Source organism: Streptomyces sp. DSM 40750 (genome assembly GCF_024612035.1).
Taxonomy (GTDB): domain Bacteria; phylum Actinomycetota; class Actinomycetes; order Streptomycetales; family Streptomycetaceae; genus Streptomyces.
Genome location: NZ_CP102513.1, coordinates 5404197 through 5424786, shown reverse-complemented (window position 1 = coordinate 5424786; position 20590 = coordinate 5404197). Strand labels below are relative to the sequence as shown.

The 20590-nt window shown below is 69.8% G+C and carries 20 protein-coding genes; 12 read left to right on the top strand and 8 right to left on the bottom strand.

Annotated elements, in window-relative coordinates; genetic code table 11:
• Nucleotides 1-155: 155 nt before the first annotated feature.
• Nucleotides 156-497 carry a DUF2516 family protein gene (locus JIX55_RS24185; RefSeq protein WP_257569460.1) on the top strand — a complete coding sequence of 114 codons (342 nt, stop codon included), beginning with the start codon at nt 156-158 and terminating at the stop codon, nt 495-497.
• Nucleotides 498-632: 135 nt separating this feature from the next.
• Here the strand turns inward: JIX55_RS24185 and JIX55_RS24180 are convergent, their stop codons facing one another.
• The 3 genes from JIX55_RS24180 to JIX55_RS24170 form a co-directional block, all read right to left on the bottom strand.
• Nucleotides 633-2138, bottom strand: a complete 1506-nt coding sequence (locus JIX55_RS24180; protein ID WP_257565409.1) for a PP2C family protein-serine/threonine phosphatase — start codon at nt 2136-2138, stop codon at nt 633-635.
• 548 nt (nt 2139-2686) lie between these two features.
• A complete protein-coding gene (locus tag JIX55_RS24175) occupies nt 2687-3826 on the bottom strand; it encodes a C40 family peptidase (protein WP_257565408.1) in 1140 nt (379 codons plus the stop codon).
• 252 nt (nt 3827-4078) lie between these two features.
• Complete coding sequence (locus JIX55_RS24170) at nt 4079-5047, bottom strand: class I SAM-dependent methyltransferase (protein ID WP_257565407.1); 969 nt, start codon at nt 5045-5047, stop codon at nt 4079-4081.
• A gap of 353 nt (nt 5048-5400) precedes the next feature.
• On the opposite strand from JIX55_RS24170, the gene mshA reads away from it, so the two are divergent.
• Nucleotides 5401-6741, top strand: coding sequence for a D-inositol-3-phosphate glycosyltransferase (gene mshA, locus JIX55_RS24165; RefSeq protein ID WP_257565406.1), 1341 nt, complete (start codon nt 5401-5403; stop codon nt 6739-6741).
• Between the two features lie 38 nt (nt 6742-6779).
• Nucleotides 6780-7292: a YbjN domain-containing protein gene (locus tag JIX55_RS24160; protein ID WP_257565405.1), complete on the top strand. Its 513-nt coding sequence runs from the start codon at nt 6780-6782 to the stop codon at nt 7290-7292.
• On the opposite strand, the gene JIX55_RS24155 is transcribed toward JIX55_RS24160, so the two are convergent.
• Entirely contained in the window at nt 7249-8139 is an 891-nt protein-coding gene (locus JIX55_RS24155; RefSeq protein ID WP_257565404.1) for a helix-turn-helix transcriptional regulator, read from the bottom strand. The two genes, JIX55_RS24160 and JIX55_RS24155, sit on opposite strands and share 44 nt — an antisense overlap.
• Nucleotides 8140-8188: 49 nt before the next feature.
• On the opposite strand from JIX55_RS24155, the gene JIX55_RS24150 reads away from it, so the two are divergent.
• Nucleotides 8189-8632 (top strand): DUF2000 domain-containing protein, encoded by a 444-nt coding sequence (locus JIX55_RS24150; protein ID WP_257565403.1) that lies wholly within the window; start codon nt 8189-8191, stop codon nt 8630-8632.
• A 6-nt stretch (nt 8633-8638) separates the two neighbouring features.
• Here the strand turns inward: JIX55_RS24150 and JIX55_RS24145 are convergent, their stop codons facing one another.
• On the bottom strand, nt 8639-10006 hold the full coding sequence (locus JIX55_RS24145; protein ID WP_257565402.1) for an MDR family MFS transporter: 1368 nt from the start codon (nt 10004-10006) through the stop codon (nt 8639-8641).
• A 184-nt stretch (nt 10007-10190) separates the two neighbouring features.
• On the opposite strand from JIX55_RS24145, the gene JIX55_RS24140 reads away from it, so the two are divergent.
• Entirely contained in the window at nt 10191-10952 is a 762-nt protein-coding gene (locus tag JIX55_RS24140) for a phosphoglyceromutase (protein ID WP_257565401.1), read from the top strand.
• 362 nt (nt 10953-11314) lie between these two features.
• Nucleotides 11315-11641, top strand: coding sequence for a GYD domain-containing protein (locus JIX55_RS24135; protein WP_306820122.1), 327 nt, complete (start codon nt 11315-11317; stop codon nt 11639-11641).
• 176 nt (nt 11642-11817) lie between these two features.
• Here the strand turns inward: JIX55_RS24135 and JIX55_RS24130 are convergent, their stop codons facing one another.
• Entirely contained in the window at nt 11818-12066 is a 249-nt protein-coding gene (locus JIX55_RS24130; RefSeq protein WP_257565399.1) for an SCO4226 family nickel-binding protein, read from the bottom strand.
• 559 nt (nt 12067-12625) lie between these two features.
• Entirely contained in the window at nt 12626-13315 is a 690-nt protein-coding gene (gene phoU / locus JIX55_RS24125; protein ID WP_257565398.1) for a phosphate signaling complex protein PhoU, read from the bottom strand.
• A gap of 265 nt (nt 13316-13580) precedes the next feature.
• Here phoU and JIX55_RS24120 point away from each other — a divergent pair, with 265 nt between their 5' ends.
• Both JIX55_RS24120 and JIX55_RS24115 read left to right on the top strand, forming a co-directional pair.
• Nucleotides 13581-14885 carry a sensor histidine kinase gene (locus JIX55_RS24120; protein WP_257565397.1) on the top strand — a complete coding sequence of 435 codons (1305 nt, stop codon included), beginning with the start codon at nt 13581-13583 and terminating at the stop codon, nt 14883-14885.
• On the top strand, nt 14882-15562 hold the full coding sequence (locus JIX55_RS24115) for a response regulator transcription factor (protein ID WP_009340348.1): 681 nt from the start codon (nt 14882-14884) through the stop codon (nt 15560-15562). The genes JIX55_RS24120 and JIX55_RS24115 overlap by 4 nt, the downstream gene beginning before the upstream one ends.
• A 98-nt stretch (nt 15563-15660) precedes the next feature.
• Here the strand turns inward: JIX55_RS24115 and JIX55_RS24110 are convergent, their stop codons facing one another.
• Nucleotides 15661-16365: a copper chaperone PCu(A)C gene (locus tag JIX55_RS24110; protein WP_257565396.1), complete on the bottom strand. Its 705-nt coding sequence runs from the start codon at nt 16363-16365 to the stop codon at nt 15661-15663.
• Between the two features lie 618 nt (nt 16366-16983).
• On the opposite strand from JIX55_RS24110, the gene JIX55_RS24105 reads away from it, so the two are divergent.
• The 4 genes from JIX55_RS24105 (at nt 16984) to cysS (ending at nt 20572) form a co-directional block, all read left to right on the top strand.
• Nucleotides 16984-17466, top strand: coding sequence for a CarD family transcriptional regulator (locus JIX55_RS24105; protein ID WP_003953493.1), 483 nt, complete (start codon nt 16984-16986; stop codon nt 17464-17466).
• A 311-nt stretch (nt 17467-17777) separates the two neighbouring features.
• Nucleotides 17778-18542: a 2-C-methyl-D-erythritol 4-phosphate cytidylyltransferase gene (ispD, locus tag JIX55_RS24100; protein WP_257565395.1), complete on the top strand. Its 765-nt coding sequence runs from the start codon at nt 17778-17780 to the stop codon at nt 18540-18542.
• Nucleotides 18532-19044: a 2-C-methyl-D-erythritol 2,4-cyclodiphosphate synthase gene (ispF, locus tag JIX55_RS24095; RefSeq protein ID WP_257565394.1), complete on the top strand. Its 513-nt coding sequence runs from the start codon at nt 18532-18534 to the stop codon at nt 19042-19044. Before ispD ends, ispF begins: the two co-directional genes overlap by 11 nt.
• Before the next feature lie 124 nt (nt 19045-19168).
• A complete protein-coding gene (gene cysS / locus JIX55_RS24090) occupies nt 19169-20572 on the top strand; it encodes a cysteine--tRNA ligase (RefSeq protein ID WP_257565393.1) in 1404 nt (467 codons plus the stop codon).
• The last annotated feature ends 18 nt before the right edge of the window (nt 20573-20590 follow it).

The window sequence follows — 20590 nt, the reverse complement described above, 5'->3', positions numbered from 1 at the left end:
CTTTGGGGTGGCCGGCCCGTTCTACGGGTACGGTGGCCGCGTAGGAGTGCCGTCGGTAGCGGCGGCAGATTGATCGGTCGGATCAGCCGAATTCGCCGAATCGGCCGAATCGGTGGGCAGTCGGAAGAGCGAACGGAACGGGTGGTGTGGGCGGCATGCTGATGACGGGCTTCGCGGGGTTCCTGGGAATTCTGAAGATCGTCCTGATGGCTCTCGCCGCGTTCGGGCTGTTCGACGCCGCGTTCCGGCGCGAGGACGCGTTCCGTGCGGCCGACAAGCAGACCAAGGTGTTCTGGCTGGTCATCCTCGCGATCGCCCTCCTCGTGAGCTATCTGTTCTCGATCCTGTCGTTCCTGCCGATCATCGGCGTCATCGCGAGCATCGTGTACATCGTGGATGTGCGGCCCGCGGTCAAGCAGGTGTCCGGCGGCGGGGGCGGCGGACGCCGCGGCTCCAGCAGTGACGGTCCGTACGGGCCGTACAACGGCGGTCGGTGACCCAGAGAGGGACCGGGAAGAATCCGGGGGACGGACCCGGGGAACGGACCCGTGAAGAACCCGGGGAACGGACCCGGGGAACGGACCCGGAAAGGACCCGGGGAACGGACCCCCCGGGGAACGGATCCAGGACGGTCAGCCGTCGCGGTCCAGCAGTAGTACCGCCACGTCGTCGGTCAGTTCGCCACCGTTGAGATCGCGGACCTCGTTCACCGCGGCGCGCAGCAGATCCTCGCCCCGCAGGCCTTCGGCCAGCTGGCGGCGGACCATCTTCACCATGCCGTCCTGGCCCAGCCGCTCCTTGCCCTCGCCGATCCGGCCCTCTATGAGGCCGTCGGTGTAGAGCATCAGACTCCAGGCCGCGCCCAGTTCGATCTGGGTGCGCGGCCAGCGGGCGTTCGGGAGCAGGCCGAGGGCGGGGCCGCCGTTGTCGTACGGCAGTAGCTCGGCCGGCGGGGTGGCTCCGCCCCGGCTGTGGCGGGCGATCAGCGGGGACGGGTGGCCTGCGAGGCAGAGGCCCGCGCGGCGGCCGTCGGGGGCGATGTCGACCGTGCAGAGCGTCGCGAAGATCTCGTCGTTCTCGCGCTCGTGCTCCAAGACGCGCTGGAGCGTGGACAGCAGCTCGTCGCCGCACAGGCCCGCGAATGTCAGCGCTCGCCAGGCGATCCGAAGCTCCACGCCGAGCGCCGCCTCGTCGGGGCCGTGCCCGCTGACGTCGCCGATCATGACGTGCACGGTGCCGTCGGGGGTGCGGACCGTGTCGTAGAAGTCGCCGCCGAGCAGCGCGCGGGAACGGCCCGGGCGGTAGCGGGCGGCGAACCGCAGGGACGAACCCTCAAGGAGGGGTGTCGGCAGCAGACCGCGCTCCAGGCGGGCGTTCTCCTGGGCGCGCAGTTTGGACTCGGTGAGCCGGCGCTCGGCCGTGTCCGACCGCTTTCGCTCCACGGCGTAGCGGATCGCGCGGCTCAGTAGGCGGCCGTCCAGTTCGTCCCGGAAGAGGTAGTCCTGTGCGCCGACCCGTACCGCTTCCGCGCCGCGTTCGGCGTCGCCGGAGTCGGTGAGGGCCAGTACGGCGTGGCGGGGGGCCAGTTCCAGGACGCGTTTGAGGACGGAGAGCTCGTCGTCGGGGCGGTTGGCCCTGTCGGGGCCGGGGGTGGTGTTGGTGCCCGTGCCGGTGCCCGTGCCGGTGCTCGCGCCTGTGGCTGCGTGCGTGCCGGTGTTTGCTCCGGGGCCAGGACCGGGGCCCGAGTCGGTGGAGCGGGTCGGGGCCGGGAGGGCCAGGTCCAGGAGGATGCAGTTGACGTCGTCGGTCAGCAGCCGCTTGGCCTCGGTGAGGTTGCGCGCGGCGCGGACGCGGATCGGCCTGCCCGCGGAGTCGAGCAACTCGGGCACGTTGAGGGAACTCGCCGGGTCGTCCTCGATGAGGAGAACCGTGAGGTTGGTGGGGCCGGTTTGTCCGGTCGGACCGATGGGGCCCGTCGGGCCCTTGGCGCCGGGCGCGTTTGAGTTGTCTTCAGGGGCCAGGGCCGAGGCGTTCAGGGCAGCCCCCTCTCCGGACGGGCCGCTGGGCGCGGACACGGCGTGCGCCTGACCACTCTCCACGGCCGGGATCGCTCTCTGCCGCGGTACGGGTACGGGCATCGTCTTGGGTTCCTTCCCTCCCCCCGAGGGCACGACGGGGCGAGGGACCTCGACCCACCGACGGGGACCTTAGCGCCAGGCGCCGTCGCAACGGAATGGTTGGCGGGGTGCCGGGAGGCAATCGGCCAGCGTCATATGCCGCATCCCCTACCGCACTTGGACATGGCAGGGCTTTCTCCTGGGATGACGAATGTCACGCGGCTGAGGTTGAGCCGGAAGGAAAAGGTGGTGAGAGTCACGTGCGATGGGTCACTGCGGCCGCCGCCGCGCGAGAACTCGGGCGCGTGAGAGCACGGGGGTTGGAGCCGACGAGCGGATGCGGGTGGTTTGTGGCCGTTCGCGCAGTTCCCGCGCCCCTGGGAACAAGGGCCGGCCACTGGCCCCATCTTTCAGGGGTGCGGGGAACCGTGCGGCTCTTTCAGGGTGCGGGGCACTGCGTGGCTCTTTCAGGGTGCGGGGCAGGGCGCTGCGCTGCCGGCCACGATCCGCCCGTAGTCGCCAAACCGCAGTGGCCCCCGACCCGCTGGGGCCCGCCCCAAGGGGAGTGCCTAAGCGTCCGGCCGTACAACCCCCAAGATCTCCATCGTCCCCGCCCCCGCGATCGTCACCGTACGACCCGGTCGAGGGGCGTGGATTATGGAGCCGTCGCCTATGTACATGGCGACGTGGCTGGCGTCGGAGTTGTAGATGATGAGGTCGCCGGGGCGCATGTCCTGTATGTCGATGCGCTGGAGCTGCTTCCACTGCTCCTGGGAGGTGCGGGGGATGGTCGGGCCGGCGGCGGCCCAGGCCTGGCTGGTGAGGCCGGAGCAGTCGTAGGTCTTGGGGCCCTCGGCGCCCCATTCGTACGGTTTGCCTATCTGGTCCGTCGCGAATTTCACGGCCTTCTTGCCCTGTTCGGACGCCTTGCCGTTGATCTCGTCGAGGATGCCGGAGTCCAGCCACGCGGCCTGTGACTCCTGGGCGGCGTCCTCCTCCAGCTGTGCCAGCCGCTCCCGCTCGTCGTCCTCCAGTTGCGCTTCGAGCTCCTCGGCGGCGGCGATCTGTTTCTTGATCTTCTTCTTGGCCTTGTCCTTGGTCTTGCGGTTGGCTTCCAGCTTCTCCCAACGTGCGGAAGCGTCCTTGGAGTACTGCTCCAAGTCCTGCTGGGTCTGGGTCATTTCGGCGAGCAGGCCCTTTGTCGCGAGCTGCCCCTGGCGCAGGCGGTCCGCGCCCTCCAGGAAGTCCTGGGGGTTCTCGCTCAGCCACAGCTGCACCTCGGGCGGGAGGCCGCCGCCGCGGTACTGGGCGCGGGCCGCGGCACCGATGAGGTCCTGCAACTTGTCCAGCTTCTCCTGGCCCTTGACCATCTCGTCGGCCAGATCGACGATCTCGGCGGACTGCTTGTCGGCCTTCTCCTCAGCCGCGTTGTACGCGTCCGTGGCGACTGCGGCGTCGTGGTAGAGGCTTTCCAGCTTCTCGCGTACGGCCTCCAACTCCTCGTTCGTCACAGGAGTCGAGGCCGCGTCAGGACTGCTTGAATCACCCGAAGTGTCTGAACTGCCCGAAGTTCCCGAAGGGGAGGGGCTCGGGGTCGGCTCGGTCGGTTTCGTCTGGCTCGCGTACGCGGTGACCGGTGTGCCCAGCACGGTCATCGCGCAGACCACGGCCACGGCCGCCATGGTCAGGTTCCGCTTGCCGGCTCCCATACCCCTTGCCCCCAACCCCAACAGAACTGATTAACCATCAGTAACTTCCTGATGCCCGGGTGATCGTGTCATGGCGTCGCGCGATGCGACAGAGGTGGGCAAGAACTCGCATCCCCTCGCTCCCTCTTGTTTCCCCCTTGCTCTCACCTGCATGACATCGCCCCTGTCCGTGTGACGAACGTCCCGCGGAGATCGTTCCCGTGTGTCACGGAAATGTTGCTCTGCGTCACCATGTGGGCTCTCGGGAGGAGTTCAACCCCGTGGTGCCAACGCCTCCCACGCCACCGTCACTTCGCCCTGTCGCCAGCGCGTCTCCTTGTCCCGCACCGGCCAGTCCGCGCTCAGGGCGCGGACCGTGCGGATCCAGCGCTGGCGGGCGCCGTACGAGGCGTAGGGGGCCGCGGCGGCCCAGGCGCGGTCGAAGTCGCGGAGGAAGGCGTGCACCGGTTCGCCCGGGACGTTGCGGTGGATGAGCGCCTTCGGGAGGCGCTCGGCCAAGTCCGAAGGGCGGTCCAGGGAGCCGAGCCGGGTGGCGAAGGTGATCGTGCGGGGGCCCTCCGGGCCGAGGGCGACCCACACATGCCGACGCCCGATCTCGTCGCAGGTGCCCTCGACGAGCAGACCGCCGGAGGAGTGGAGGCTGTGGGTGGGGTGGGGGCCGCCACCGGTGGAATGGGGGCCACCGGACGAGTGGGGGCCACCGGACGAGTGGGAGCCGCCGGACGAGTGGGAGCCGCCGGACGAGTGGGAGCCACCGGACGGGTGGGGGCCGCCGGACGGGTGGGGGCCGCCGGACGGGTGGGGTACGGCGGCCGGTTCGAGGCGGGCGCACAGGCGTTCCCAGACGGCGGCGACCTCGTCCTCGTCGTACTGGCGCAGGACATTGGCGGCCCGGATGAGGGTCGGGCGGCCCGGCACCGGCACCTCGAAGCCGCCGTGCCGGAAGGTCAGGCCCTCGCACTCGTACGGTTTCGCCGCCGCGACCCTCGCCGGGTCGATCTCGATGCCGACCACCTGGGTACGGGGCGCTGCCGAGCGGAGGCGGCGTAGGAGTTCGACCGCGGTCCAGGGGGCGGCGCCGTAGCCGAGGTCCACGGCGAGGGGGGTGGTCGCGCGGCGGAGTCCGGCGCCGTGGGTGGCGGCGATCCAGCGGTCCATGCGGCGGAGACGGTTGGGGTTGGTGGTGCCGCGCGTCACGGTGCCGATGGGGGTGGGGGCCATGAGGTCGAGGGTATGTGGACGGACGGTTACTGGTCGCCGCTCCTTGATGTGGTCCTCGTTTCCGGGCTCTGCCCGGGGCCCGTCCTTGCGGCGGCTGCCTTGTGCCTCTCCTCCTGGCCATGCGGTCCGTGTGTGGCTGGCTGGTCGTGTGCTTCCTGGCGCCCCTTGACAGCACGGGTGCCCTCTACTGGTTGCACGGGGTGCCCTCCACCCCCAAAGTGCTCGAACGGTTGAGCGAAGCTCGGTAATAATTCTGCAAAGAGGAAATGGAACTGGCTCCTCCGGCGTTTGCGCACACCAGAGGGCTCCGGATGCCCTCCGAACGGCATGCCCGGAGCGAGGAGGAACGCCACGTGAGCCACTACGTCAGCAGGCTCGGGCGACGCTCCCCGGCCGCAGCGGCGCGGCTGAGGCTGCACCGGAAGCCGCGTCGGGTCGCGATGCTGTCGGTGCACACGTCGCCGCTCCACCAGCCCGGTACGGGCGACGCGGGCGGCATGAACGTATACATCGTGGAGCTGGCGCAGCGCCTGGCCGCGCAGGGCATCGAGGTGGAGATCTTCACCAGGGCCACGACCGGCGCTCTGCCCCCGACGGTCGAGCTGGCCCCGGGGGTGCTGGTCCGCCATGTCGACGCGGGACCGTACGAGGGGCTGGCCAAGGAGGAGCTCCCGGCCCAGCTGTGCGCCTTCACGCACGGTGTGATGCAGGCCTGGGCCGGCCACCGCCCCGGTCACTACGACCTGGTCCACTCGCACTACTGGCTCTCCGGCCACGTCGGCTGGCTCGCCGCCGAACGCTGGGGCGTCCCCCTGGTGCACGCCATGCACACGATGGCGAAGGTCAAGAACGCGGCGCTCGCCCTCGGCGACACCCCCGAGCCCGCCGCCCGCGTCATCGGCGAGACCCAGATCGTCCGCGCCGCCGACCGGCTCATCGCCAACACGGCCGAGGAGGCCGACGAACTCGTACGCCACTACGAGGCCGACCGGGCCAAGGTCGCCGTCGTCCATCCGGGCGTCAACCTCGACCGCTTCCGTCCGGCCGACGGCCGCGCCGCCGCCCGGGCCCGCCTCGGCCTGCCCCAGGACGCCCTGATCCCCCTCTTCGCAGGCCGCATCCAGCCGCTGAAGGCTCCCGACGTCCTCCTCCGGGCCGTCGCCGTGCTCCTCGACGAGCGCCCCGAGCTGCGGTCGAGGATCGTCGTGCCGGTGGTCGGCGGGCCGAGCGGCAGCGGACTCGCCAAGCCGGAAGGCCTGCAGAAGCTGGCCGCGCGTCTCGGGATCGCCGATGTCGTACGGTTCCGGCCGCCGGTCGGGCAGGAGCAGCTCGCGGACTGGTTCCGGGCGGCGTCCGTGCTGGTGATGCCGTCGTACAGCGAGTCCTTCGGGCTCGTCGCCATCGAGGCGCAGGCGGCCGGTACGCCGGTGCTGGCGGCCTCGGTCGGCGGCCTCCCGGTCGCCGTGCGGGACGGACAGACCGGTTTCCTGGTCCAGGGCCACGATCCCGTCGCGTACGCGCGCGTGCTGCGCGATTTCGCCGACACCCCCGACCTCACCGCCCGCATGGGCGCGGCCGCCGCCCGCCACGCCGAGTCCTTCGGCTGGGACACGGCCGCCGCCGCCACCGCGGACGTCTACACGGAGGCCATGCAGGATCACCGCCGCCACCGGGTACGGGCCCACTACGGGTGAGCCGTCGACCCGCTCGTACCGGCGGGTACGCTCGCCCCATGGCTGACGCAGCGTCGATCATCGAGCAGGTCCTCACCGAGGCCGAGCTGGCGTGGGAGAGCCCGGGGCCCGGCAACTACGTCGTGACACTCCCCGGCACGCGCAAACTCTCGACGACCGTCTCCCTGATCGTCGGCAAGCACTCCCTCTCCCTCAACGCCTTCGTGATCCGCCACCCCGACGAGAACGAGGCGGGCGTCCACCGCTGGCTCCTGGAGCGCAACCTCAAGCTGTACGGCGTGAGTTACGCCGTCGACAGGCTCGGCGACATCTACGTCACGGCCCGGCTGCCGCTCTCCGCCATCACCCCCGACGGCATCGACGGCCTCCTCGGCCAGGTCCTGGAAGCAGCCGACGGCGCCTTCAACACCCTCCTCGAACTGGGCTTCGCCTCCGCGATCCGCAAGGAGTACGCGTGGCGGGTGTCCCGGGGGGAACCGACGCGGAACCTGGACGCGTTCAGCCACCTCACGCGAGGGGCGGCCGACCAGTCCGATAGCGACCAGGGGTGACCCCCACCCACCGCCGGAAGTGCCGCGTGAGATGCGCCTGGTCGTAGAACCCGGCCGTCACCGCCGCCTCGCCCGGTCGCATTCCCTCCAACAGCAGCCGCCTGGCCCGCTCCACCCGCCGTGACATCAGATACTGGTGCGGCGCGATTCCGAAGGCCGCCCCGAACGCCCGTACGAGATGCGCGGGGTGGGCATGCACCATCCCCGCGGCCTCCTCCAGCGTCACCCCGTCGGCGACCCGCTCGTCGAGGAGCTCACGCAGTCGATGGGCGACCGTACGACCGTCGGGGCGTGGTTTCCGGGTGGCCCGTGGCCGTAGGTGCCCCCGCAACCGTTCCCCGACCAGCGTCAGCCGGCTCTCCGCCTCCAACTCGTCCCCCGGCCGCGCGAGCGCCGCATGCAACTGCCCCACCCGCAGCCGCAGCAGCGGATCCCGGAGGTCCGGCTCATCCACCGCGGTCCCGATGAGACTCTCGTCCAGCGCGCTCGAATCCAGGTCCAGATACAACACCCGCTTGCGAAAGCCCTCGTCCGTCACCGGCGCCCCGTTGTGCGGCACATGCGGCGGCAGCAACGAGACCGTGTCGTTCGGCGTCCCGTGCTCATGCCGGTCCAACTCGTACCGCACGGCGCCGTCGTCGACGATGAGCAGCGTCCAGGCGTCGTGGACGTGCATCGGGTACGCGTACTCGGTGTAGTGCGCGTGGAAGACCTCGACGATGCCGGGCACACGCGGCCGCCAGGCGGAGACCTCGCGTTGAGGGGACGGCTGAGGGGACTGGTGGCGGGACGGCTGAGGGGACTCCTGACGGAACTGCTGAGGGGACTTCGGCCGCAGGGGGCGCATGCAAAGAACGTACAAGACGGGGTCGTACGCCGGTCGGCAGTCTGATCCCATGAGCAGCGAGACCTCCACGGATCAGCCCCCCATCCGCTTCGACACCAAGGTCGCCGTCCTCCTCCGCGACGACCTGGAAACCTGGCAACGCCTCAACGTCACCTCCTTCCTGGTCAGCGGCCTGGGGTCGAGGGTCCCCGAGGTGATCGGCGACCCGTACGAGGACGCCGACGGCACGGCGTATCTCCCGATGTTCCGCCAGCCGGTCGTGGTCTTCGAGGGCACGAAGGAGGTGCTGAAGGCCGCCCACGCGCGGGCCCTCTCCCGGGCCCTGCCCCGTGCCGTTTTCACGTCCGACCTCTTCAGCACGGGGAACGACCGGGACAACCGGGCGGCCGTACGGGCCGTGGGGACGGGGGAGTTGGACTTGGTGGGGCTGGCGGTCTTCGGGCCGCGGAACGGGGTGGACAAGGTGGTGAAGGGGGCGCGGATGCATCCGTGAGGATGCTCAGACCGAGCCGGTAGGAGCCTTCGCCTCCGCGGCCGTACGCACGACGGTGTCCGCGGCCGTACGCACGACGGTGTCCGCGACGGGCTCACCGATGGACTCCACGACGGGCTCCTCGATGGGCTTCTCGCAAGGCCCCCCGGTGGGCTTTTCGGCCGTGGCCTCCTCCTCCGGCATCCGCCGCATCAGCGCCCAGTACCCCACCCCCGCCGCGGTCCCGATCACCGCGCACAACCCCCACAGCCACTCCGCGCCCCAGCGGTCGATGACGACGCCGGACATGAGCGGGGCGACGAGGGCGGCGACGGACCAGGACATGGTGTACATGCCCTGGTAGCGACCGCGCCCCTGCACGGGCGAGAGCCGGACGACGAGGCCGGTCTGGGTGGGCGCGTTGACGATCTCGGCGAGGGTCCAGACGCAGACGGTGAGGGCGAAGACCCCGATCGACCCGGCGAAGGCGGTGAGGCCGAAGCCGTACCCGGCGAGCAGCGACGACACGACGAGGAGCCGCCCGGGATCGCGATGCTCGATGAAACGGGTGACGGGGATCTGCAGCGCGACGATGAGGACACCGTTGACGGCGATGGCGAGGCCGTAGTCGGCAGGCGTGAAGCCGGCTTCCCCCATCGCGACCGGCAGTCCCACCGATCCCTGCTGAAAGATCAGCGCGACCAGGAAGGACAACCCGACGACGCCCATGAACCGCCCGTCGCGTACCACGGTCCCCAGCCCGACCTCGTCATCGCCGGCCTTCTCCACCGCCGTACGCTCCGGCCGTGACTCCGGCAGTTTCAGGAAGACGACGATCGCGCAGGCCAGCGTCATCCCCGCCTCGATCAGGAACCCGGCGAGATAACTGACCTCGGCGATGAACCCGGCGCCCATGGAGGAGATGGCGAAGCCGAGGTTGATGGCCCAGTAGTTGAGGGAGAACGCCCGTACGCGGTCCTCGGGCCGGACGATGTCCGCCATCATCGCCTGCACGGCCGGCCGGGAGGCGTTGCTGGTGGCGCCGACGAGGAAGGCGACGGCGGCGATCGCGACGGGATCCTGTACGAAGCCGAGGAGCGCGACCGACACGGCCGTCGAGGCTTGCGCGATCAGCAGCGTGGGCCGCCGCCCGAGCCGGTCGGCCATGACTCCGCCGCCGAGCGACGAGATGACACCGCCGAGGCCGTGCAGCGAGGCCACCAGCCCGGCGTACGAGGCGGAGTACCCGCGGTCCAGCGTCAGATACAGCGCCATGAACGTGGCGACGAAGGCGCCCAGCCGGTTGACGAGCGTGCTGGTCCACAGCCACCAGAACTCCCGGGGCAGCCCCGAGACGGACTCCCGGACGGCACGTCTGGCAGCGACGAGTGGCATGGAGGTCCCCCACGGACGTAAGTGGCTAAGGCGGCAGACACAACTTACGAACACCCTCCGGAACCGGGCCACCCAATTAACAACCCCAGTCAATTGTCGAGGTGAACGGTGAGGGGTGGGCCCGGGCTGTCCGCCTGTCGGCCAGGCGTGTAGTGGATCCAGGCCGTCGATTACGCTCAGAGCCATGGCCGACGCACCGTACAAGCTGATCCTCCTCCGCCACGGCGAGAGCGAGTGGAACGAGAAGAACCTGTTCACCGGCTGGGTGGACGTCAATCTCACGCCGAAGGGAGAGAAGGAGGCGACGCGCGGCGGTGAGCTGCTGAAGGACGCCGGCCTGCTCCCCGACGTGCTCCACACCTCCCTCCAGAGGCGCGCCATCCGCACCGCCCAGCTCGCCCTGGAGTCCGCGGACCGCCACTGGATCCCCGTCCACCGCAGCTGGCGCCTGAACGAGCGCCACTACGGCGCCCTCCAGGGCAAGGACAAGGCGCAGACCCTCGCGGAGTTCGGCGAGGAGCAGTTCATGCTGTGGCGCCGCTCGTACGACACCCCGCCGCCCCCGCTCGCGGACGACTCCGAGTTCTCCCAGGCGGCCGACGCGCGCTACGCGACCATCCCCCCGGAGCTCCGCCCCCGCACGGAGTGCCTCAAGGACGTCGTCACCCGCATGCTCCCCTACTGGTACGACGGCATCGTCCCCGACCTCCTCGCCGGCCGCACGGTCCTCGTCGCCGCCCACGGCAACTCCCTCCGCGCCCTCGTCAAGCACCTCGACGGCATCTCGGACGCCGACATCGCGGGCCTCAACATCCCGACGGGCATCCCGCTGTCGTACGAACTGGACGCCGACTTCAAGCCGCTCAACCCCGGCGGCACCTACCTCGACCCGGATGCGGCCGCAGCCGCCATCGAGGCGGTCAAGAACCAGGGCAAGAAGAAGTAGGTTTTGTGATCACGCCCCCGACCTGCGCCTACGGTGCGGATCGGGGGCGTTTTCACGACCTGGGCCCGCTGTGGGCCCTCAACGCCCAGGCTCCTTCGGCCGGAGCGCCAGCCCGAAGGCCCTCCGGGTGCGGTCCCGGCAACCGAGGCAGACAAGGCCCCGAAGCCGCCATTCGCCCAGGTCAGTGCCCGAACCGGCCTTCATGTGATCGCAGCTTCCCAAGGTGTGGTGGTCGGTCGCGGCGTCCACCGACTGTCGCCGTGCCGGTCATCGGCCCGGCCGTTCGGGGGATACGCGGGCCTTCGCCGGTGCCTTCCCCACCCTCCGGGGGCATCCCTTGACGGGAACGAAAGGGAGACATGATGCCGCTCTACCTGTCGAGGTTCAGCTACACCCCGGAGACTTGGGCGAGACTCATCGGCCATCCGGAGGATCGTGCACAGGCCGCTCAGTCGTACATCGAGTCCGTCGGCGGGAAACTCCATGGCTTCTGGTATGCCTTCGGCACGCACGACGGCTACAACCTCTGGGAAGCTCCGGACAACGTGTCCATGGCCGCGGTGGCGTTGGCGATCAGCGGAGGCGGCGCGCTGAGTTCGTTCGAGACGACTGTCCTCCTGACCGTCGACGAAACGATGGAGGCCCTGCGCACAGCCGAGCAAGTGCAGTACCGGCCTCCTGGCGCGTAGCAGCCCGGATCAGTACCTCCACCCAGTCGACCGCGTCTCTCGCGCGCACACTTGTCACACAGTTCGCTCTGCATGCGGGCGCGCTCACGTCGGCATCGGTTGCAACGGTCGTCCGCCCGCCCGCGGTTGCGCGCAGGCGGAGGAGCGGCGTGGCGGGGTGTGCGTCCGGCGGCGGCTCAGACCGTCAGCGTTATCGGGTGGATCTCGTCCGCCTTGTGGCCGGCGCGTTCGTGGATGCGTTGGACGGCTTCGGCCGAGGGGGCCTCGGAGAGGCAGTAGACGGTGCCGGACTGGGGGTCGGCCCAGGCGCGTTCGAAGTGGACGTTCTCGTCCTTCTCTATGTCGAGGTCGGCCTTGTGCGCGGCTTTCAGCTGGTCGGCGGTGATGCCCTTCATCCCGTGGTGGACGTCCATGAACTGGGTCATGGCCCGCACCTCCTTCTTCACTTTTCCTTTTCCGATTCCTGGCCCCTCCCCTCATGCTGCTCCCGTACGGCCGTGCGGGCGACCTCTCGTGCGCTATCGGGACGCCGGGCACACCCGTCCCCGGAATGAGTGAAGGGGGCCGTCGCGAGCGACAGCCCCCTTCTCCCACGTACGAAAATGCCTACGAAAGCAGCCGTGTGCCGGTCAGCCGCACTGGCACGGGTTGCCGGACTGGCACCCGCACGCACATCCGGAGCCGCAGCCGCAGGCGCCGACAAGAGGCAGGATCTTGATGTCGGCGGGTTGATGCGTGTCCCGTACCCGCGTCGGGTCCGGCGTGCTGGGGCTGGCGGGGGATTCGGCCATGGTCCCTCCTCGAAGGCTGGTGCCTGTGCCCATTGGATTGCCCCATTGCATGCCCGTTCAGCCGGGCGCATCAACGGCGCACAGAGGCGTCCACACGCCCCGACGGAGCACCAGGCGCCGGGAGCGTCGAGCAGCCGGACAATCGACCGCCGGAGGCTCCGGAGCCCGCCCTCAGCCCTGCCCCGCCGCAGCCCTACGCCCCTTCCACCCCAGTGACCGGCTGGATGTCCGCCTGCAGCTCGTCCGCGTGCTCGCCCGTCACCAGGTACACCACGCGCTTGGCGACGGACACCGCGTGGTCGGCGAAGCGCTCGTAGTAGCGGCCGAGGAGAGTGACGTCGACGGCGGTCTCGATGCCGTGCTGCCAGCGGTCGTCCATGAGGTGCTGGAAGAGAGCGCGGTGGAGGAGGTCCATCGCGTCGTCGTCCGTCTCCAACTGGAGCGCGAGGTCGACGTCCTTGGTGATGATGACCTCGGCGGCCTTGGCCATCAGACGCTGCGCGAGCTGGCCCATCTCCAGGATCGTGGCGTGCAGGTCGCCCGGGACCGTGCGGTCGGGGAAGCGGAGCCGGGTCAGCTTGGCCACATGCTGGGCGAGGTCGCCGGAGCGCTCCAGGTCGGCCGACATGCGCAGCGAGGTCACGACGATACGGAGGTCCGTGGCCACCGGCTGCTGCCGCGCCAGCAGGGCTATCGCGCGAGCCTCCAGGTCGTGCTGCAGGTCGTCGACCTTCTTGTCGGCCTCGATCACGCTCTCGGCCAGCTTCAGGTCGGAGTCGAGCATCGCCGTCGTGGCGCGTCCGATCGCCGACCCCACCAGCCGGGCCATCTCGACCAGGCCCTCACCGATCGAGTCAAGTTCCTCGTGGTACGCGTCCCGCATCAGTGTGTCCCTCTCTTACGTACTTCTGCTCGTGGGTAACCAGAAAAGCCGTGCCGAAAGCCGTTCCGCCAGGCCAGGGCGACCGAATGAACGGTGACCGGGGTCCCGGACGAACCCCACGCTCCCACGTTCCGGGCCGTACGCGTCCGTTTCCGCCACCCCAAATGAACCAATACTGGCTCCAAGGTGAACTCTGGGCGACGAGTGTTCGAGGTCGCCCTCCGACCGCTGTGGGGATGTCCGACCTCGTGCCTAACCTGGATGCATGGACGTGAACGCGGCTGTCGCCGCAGCGGCAGCGATCGCCGGAGTGCTTACCGGCGTCATCGCCATGCTGGCGTTCCGCGTCAGCGAGCGCGAGCAGAAGCGTCCCACCAGGACCTCCCTGCACACCGACCCGGTGCTTCCGCCGGGCGTCGACACCGTGCTGTCCGTACTGCGCTCCTCCGCGGTCGTGCTCGACGAGGCCGACGCCGTCGTCAAGGCCAGCTCCGCCGCGTACGCCCTCGGGCTGGTGCGCGGTGGGAAACTCGCCGTCGAGCCGATGTCGAAGATGGCGCGCGACACCCGCCGGGACGGCGAGATACGACAGGTCGAGCTGGATCTGCCCCGGCGCGGCACGGGACGCGGCGAGGCGCTCGCCGTCTCCGCGCGTGTCGCACCCCTGGGCTCCCGGCTCGTGCTGCTCCTCGTCGAGGACCTCACCGAGGCCCGCCGCATAGAGGCCGTCCGCCGCGACTTCGTCGCCAACGTCAGCCATGAGCTGAAGACGCCGGTCGGGGCCCTCTCCCTCCTCTCGGAGGCCGTCATGGGGGCGTCGGACGACCCCGAGGCGGTGGAGCGGTTCGCCGGGCGGATGCAGATCGAGGCCACCCGCCTCACCAACCTCGTGCAGGAGCTCATCGACCTCTCCCGGGTGCAGAACGACGACCCGCTGGAGGACGCCGAGCCGGTGCGCGTGGACGAGCTGGTCGCCGAGGCCGTCGACCGCTGCCGCCACCAGGCCGGCACCAAGCAGATCACCATGGCTTCGAACATGGGGGCGCCCGAAGGGCACGAGCAGGGTGGCGGGCGACGGGCGGGCGGCACCGCCGAGCTGCACGTCTGGGGCAACCGCGGGCAGCTCGCCGCCGCCCTCGGCAACCTCGTCGAGAACGCCGTCAACTACTCCCCGGCCCGCACCCGCGTCGGCATAGCCGCCCGACGGGTCAGCGCGCCCGGCGGGGACCATATCGAGATCGCCGTGACCGACCAGGGCATCGGCATCTCGGAGAGGGACAAGGAGCGCATCTTCGAGCGCTTCTACCGCGTGGACCCGGCCCGTTCCCGCCAGACCGGCGGTACGGGTCTCGGTCTCGCGATCGTCAAGCACGTGGCCGCCTCGCACGGCGGGGAGGTCACGGTGTGGAGCTCAGAGGGACAGGGCTCCACGTTCACCCTCAGGCTGCCGGAGGCGGGCGCGTCCCGCGACCGCGCGGCCCAGCACCCGGACCTCGACGCCGAGGACGGACAGCCTCACACCGACCCATCCCCGTATGAACCGCTTCCCGCCCCGGAGGTCCTTCCGTGACCCGAGTGCTCGTCGTCGAGGACGAGGAGTCCTTCTCCGACGCCCTGTCCTACATGCTCCGCAAAGAGGGCTTCGAGGTCGCCATCGCGACCACCGGGCCCGACGGTCTCGACGAGTTCGAGCGCAACGGAGCCGACCTCGTCCTCCTCGACCTGATGCTGCCCGGCCTGCCGGGCACCGAGGTCTGCCGTCAGCTGCGCGGCCGCTCCAATGTCCCGGTGATCATGGTCACCGCCAAGGATAGCGAGATCGACAAGGTCGTGGGCCTGGAAATAGGAGCCGATGACTATGTCACCAAGCCCTTCTCCTCCCGCGAACTCGTTGCCCGTATCCGGGCCGTACTGCGCCGCCGCGGTGAGCCCGAGGAGGTCACCCCGGCCGCGCTGGAGGCCGGCCCCGTCCGCATGGACGTCGACCGTCACGTGGTCACTGTCTCGGGCTCCAAGGTCGATCTCCCCCTCAAGGAGTTCGACCTGCTCGAAATGCTGCTGCGAAACGCGGGCCGCGTCCTGACCCGTATGCAGCTCATCGACAGAGTCTGGGGCGCCGACTACGTCGGTGACACCAAGACCCTCGACGTCCACGTCAAGCGCCTCCGCGCCAAGATCGAGCCGGACCCGGGTGCGCCGCGGTACTTGGTGACGGTGCGTGGCCTGGGGTACAAGTTCGAGCCGTAAACCGACTCGGAGCCATGGACCCGCGACCACGCGCTCGTCCTACGCCGAAGGGCGGCACCCCGGCCGGGGTGCCGCCCTTCGGCGTAGGTGTACGTACCTCAGTGAGCGGAAGACTCCTGGGACTCCGCGGCCGAGGTGGCCGGGGAGGCCGTCGAGCCGGCGGCGGTGCCCTCCTCCTCGACGGTGCCCTCGTCGGGGGACGGCGAGCCCGTGCCGGACGGAGACGGGGAGCCGGTGGTCTCCTCGGACGGCGAGGCGCTCGTGGCGGGAGCCTCGGGGATGTCGGTCGGGCCCCACTTCTCGAAGTAGTGCTCGGCGGGCACGACGAAGGCGCGCAGGCCGACCTCGCCGGTCTCGCTGAAGTCGAAGGTGACCTGCTGGGCGTTGCCGTCCTTGACCGCGTCGGAGACGTCCGCCAGGACCGCGGAGGCGTTGCCCTCGCCGCCGAGGACCACGGAGCCGCCGGCCGGGATGACGACCTTGCCGCCCTTGCCCTCGCCCTTGACCGGCGTGATCTCGGCGGTGCCGGCGCCCTCCACGGTGATGGAGTCCAGGGTCTGGTCGGTCTTGGGGTTGGTGTTGAACACGGTCGCGGAGACGACGGCCGGGCCCTTGGTCTCGGTACCCGGCTGGGTGACCACGATCGCGTTCTGGATCTTGATGTCGCCGACGCTGGTGGCCGCGTTGTCCGGCTTGATCTCCAGCGTCTGGGCATTGCTGCCGGCGGCGCACGCGGCGAGTGAGGCGATCGAGAACGCGAGGGCGGCGGCGGCGAGGGCGCCGCGTCGAAGGCTGCTGCTCACGGCGGCGGCATCTCCTTGAACGTGGGCGGTACATGGTCTGTGGCGGGCTCAGGTTACCGAGCCGTTCCGCCGCCGTCGCACCCGACCCTCCCCAAGCCCCCGACAAGTCACGGGAAGCAATTGACCGGACGCCCGACCCACGCTCGTCCGGCATTCACATAACCACCATCGATACCGCCGTCGATCCCTTCGCCGCCGTCCCGGATTTCCGGTAAGGAATGCGGAGCACCACGGAAAATCGATCACCCGGCAGAACGGCGCAGGAACACGATCCGGTAACGGCGGAACATCCCCCCGAGATCGAACTCCTTGATCAATTCCGGATTCGTCTCGTACCCGACTCCACTCACCGAACGGAGTAACGGAAGTCGCACACTTGGAGTCGGACAAAGCGGGACGTTCAGTTGCTCGTGGAGCCCTCCGGATGCGTGTACGGTACGCGTTTCACTCCGCCCGGAGAGCCGCTCCGACCTGCGAATACCCACTTCCGTTCGGCCCCCGCAGCACGTTCCTGTTGCTGTTGTCAAGCCCCGAGATATGCCCTGACCTGCGAAAACGCCATTCAGAACCCGCCGTTTCCGTGTTACCCTGGATAGCCACGGAAGGGGTACCTGTCACATGACGTTCAAGGTTGGCGACACCGTGGTCTATCCCCATCACGGGGCCGCGCTGATCGAGGCCATCGAAACTCGCCAGATCAAAGGCGTGGACAAGACCTACTTGGTGCTCAAGGTCGCTCAGGGTGACCTGACAGTGCGTGTGCCAGCGGACAATGCGGAGTTCGTCGGCGTACGTGATGTGGTCGGTCAGGACGGCCTGGACCGGGTCTTCGAGGTGCTGCGCGCACCGTATGCCGAGGAGCCCACGAACTGGTCGCGTCGCTACAAGGCAAATCTGGAGAAGCTCGCCTCCGGCGATGTCATCAAGGTCGCGGAAGTCGTGCGTGACCTGTGGCGTCGTGAGCGTGAGCGCGGACTGTCCGCCGGTGAGAAGCGCATGCTCGCCAAGGCCCGCCAGATCCTGGTGAGCGAGCTCGCCCTCGCGGAGAACACGAACGAGGACAAGGCCGAGGCCCTGCTCGACGAGGTCCTCGCGTCCTGAACTGACTTCTGAGGCAGGCAGCCAGCCCGCTCAGCCGTTCAGCGCAGCACATTGAAATGCCGCGGTGCCCGATGACGTATGTATTGTCGCCGGGCGCTGCGGCATGTTCGTGCCCAGATGCCGTACGCCGGAATGGGGTCCCCGATACTTGGCGTGCCCCGGTACTCATCAGTACAAGTACTCGTACTTGGCGTGCCGGGCCCGGGCAGCTGGCTCGACCAGATGTCACGGAAGGGTCCGGTCAAGGTGTCGCGCCCGGCACGCTGTGGCCATACCCACGTATGCCGAGCACACAAACCTGACAGGAACCGATGTCTGACGATTCGCGCCCTTCGCCTTCCGGAACCAGTACGGGGACACGTACAGCGGCCGTGATTCCGGCCGCCGGCCGGGGCGTACGCCTCGGTCCGGGCGCCCCCAAAGCGCTACGCGCGCTGAACGGCACTCCGATGCTGATCCACGCGGCGCGGGCCATGGCCGCGTCCCGTGCCGTCTCCCTGGTGGTCGTCGTGGCACCGCCCGACGGCGCCCCCGAGGTCAAGACCCTGCTCGACGCGCACGCGCTGCCCGAGCGGACCGACTTCCTCGTCGTCCCCGGAGGTGAGTCGCGGCAGGAGTCGGTGAAGCTCGGCCTCGACGCGCTTCCGCCCGGCTACGACATCGTGCTGGTGCACGACGCGGCGCGTCCGCTCGTGCCCGTCGACACGGTCGACGCCGTCATCGAGGCCGTACGGGACGGGGCGCCGGCCGTGGTGCCCGCGCTGCCGCTCGCCGACACGGTCAAGGAGGTCGAGCCGGCGGACGCGCCGGGGGCGCCGGAGCCGGTCGTCGCCACGCCGGAGCGGGCGCGGCTGCGGGCAGTGCAGACGCCGCAGGGATTCGACCGGGCGACCCTGGTCCGGGCGCACGACACGGTCACCGGGGAGGTGACCGACGACGCGAGCATGGTGGAGCGGCTCGGGCTGGGCGTCGTGGTCGTGCCCGGCCACGAGGAGGCGTTCAAGGTGACGCGGCCGTTGGATCTGGTGCTCGCGGAGGCGGTTCTGGCGCGCAGGAGGCTGAACGATGGGTTCTGAGACGGCACCGGTGCCGGGTTCCGTGGTGGTGCCGCAGGTCGGGATCGGTACCGACATCCACGCCTTCGAGGAGGGGCGGGAGCTGTGGTGTGCCGGGCTGAAGTGGGAGGGGGAGGGGCCGGGGCTGGCCGGGCACTCCGACGCGGACGTCGTGGCGCACGCGGCGTGCAACGCGCTGTTCTCCGCCGCCGGTCTCGGTGATCTCGGGCAGCACTTCGGGACGGGGCGGCCGGAGTGGTCCGGGGCGTCCGGGGTGACGTTGCTGGCGGAGGCGGCGCGGATCGTGCGGGCCGCGGGGTTCGCCATCGGCAATGTGGCTGTCCAGGTCGTGGGGCCTCGTCCGAAGATCGGGAAGCGGCGGGACGAGGCGCAGAAGGTGCTTTCGGAGGTCGTGGGGGCGCCGGTTTCGGTGTCCGGGGCGACCACGGACGGGCTGGGGTTTCCGGGACGGGGCGAGGGGCTGATGGCGGTCGCCACGGCGCTTGTCGTGCGGGTGGGCTGAGCCGCGGTTTTCCCGCCCCTTCTGGACCCGCGGCCCCTGGGGCGGGGCGCGCATACGTCACGAATCTGTGGTCCTTGGGGTGAAGGGCTCGGGGCATCGGCGCTGGCCTACTACCCTGGGACTCGTGACTATTCGCCTGTACGACACCAGCGCCCGGCAGATTCGTGACTTCGCCCCGCTCGCGCCGGGTTGTGTCTCGATCTACCTGTGTGGCGCCACGGTGCAGGCGGCCCCGCACATCGGGCACATCCGGTCGGGGCTCAACTTCGACATCATGCGCCGGTGGTTCGAGTACCGCGGGTACGACGTGACGTTCGTCCGGAATGTCACGGACATCGACGACAAGATCATCACGAAGGCGGCCGACCAGGGCCGCCCGTGGTGGTCGATCGGCTACGAGAACGAGCGCGCGTTCAACGACGGCTACAGCGCGCTCGGTTGCCTGCCGCCGACCTACGAGCCACGGGCCACCGGGCACGTGACCGAGATGGTCGAGATGATGCGCGGGCTGATCGAGCGCGGACACGCGTACGAGGCCGACGGGAACGTGTACTTCGACGTGCGGTCGTTCCCGGAGTATCTGCAGCTGTCCAACCAGGAACTCGACAACCTTCTCCAGCCTTCCGGGGAGGGCGAGACGGGGAAGCGCGATCCGCGTGACTTCGCCATGTGGAAGTCGGCGAAGCCCGGAGAGCCGACCTGGGAGACGCCCTGGGGCCGGGGGCGGCCGGGCTGGCACCTGGAGTGCTCGGCCATGGCGCACAAGTACCTGGGCAGCGCCTTCGACATCCACGGCGGCGGCCTCGACCTGATCTTCCCGCACCACGAGAACGAGATCGCGCAGGCCAAGGCCTTCGGCGACGAGTTCGCCAAGTACTGGGTGCACAACGCCTGGGTCACCATGAGTGGCGAGAAGATGTCCAAGTCCCTGGGCAACTCGGTGCTCGTGAGCGAGATGGTCAAGCACTGGCGGCCCATCGTGCTCCGGTACTACCTGGGCACCCCGCACTACCGGTCGATGATCGAGTACAGCGAGGACGCCCTGCGCGAGGCCGAGTCGGCGTTCGCCCGTATCGAGGGGTTCATCCAGCGGGTCGCCGAGAAGGCCGGCGGGGTCGTGGAGCCCGCGGCCGAGGTGCCGCCCGCGTTCGCCGAGGCGATGGACGACGACCTCGGGGTGCCGCAGGCGCTCGCCGTCGTGCACACCACGGTCCGGCAGGGCAACAGCGCGCTGGCCGCCGACGACAAGGAAGCGGCCGTGGCGCGGCTCGCCGAGGTGCGGGCCATGCTCGCCGTGCTCGGCCTCGATCCACTGGACCCGCACTGGGCCGGGGACGGCGGCGACCGCGGCGAGGACCTGCACGGCGTCGTCGACACGCTCGTCGGGCTGGTCCTCCAGCAGCGCGAGGCCGCCCGCGCCCGCAAGGACTGGGCCACCGCGGACGCCATCCGCGACCACCTCAACCAGTCGGGTCTGGTCATCGAGGACGGTCCGGACGGGCCGCGCTGGACGCTCGGACCGCGCTGACTTCTCGCCGATCACCTT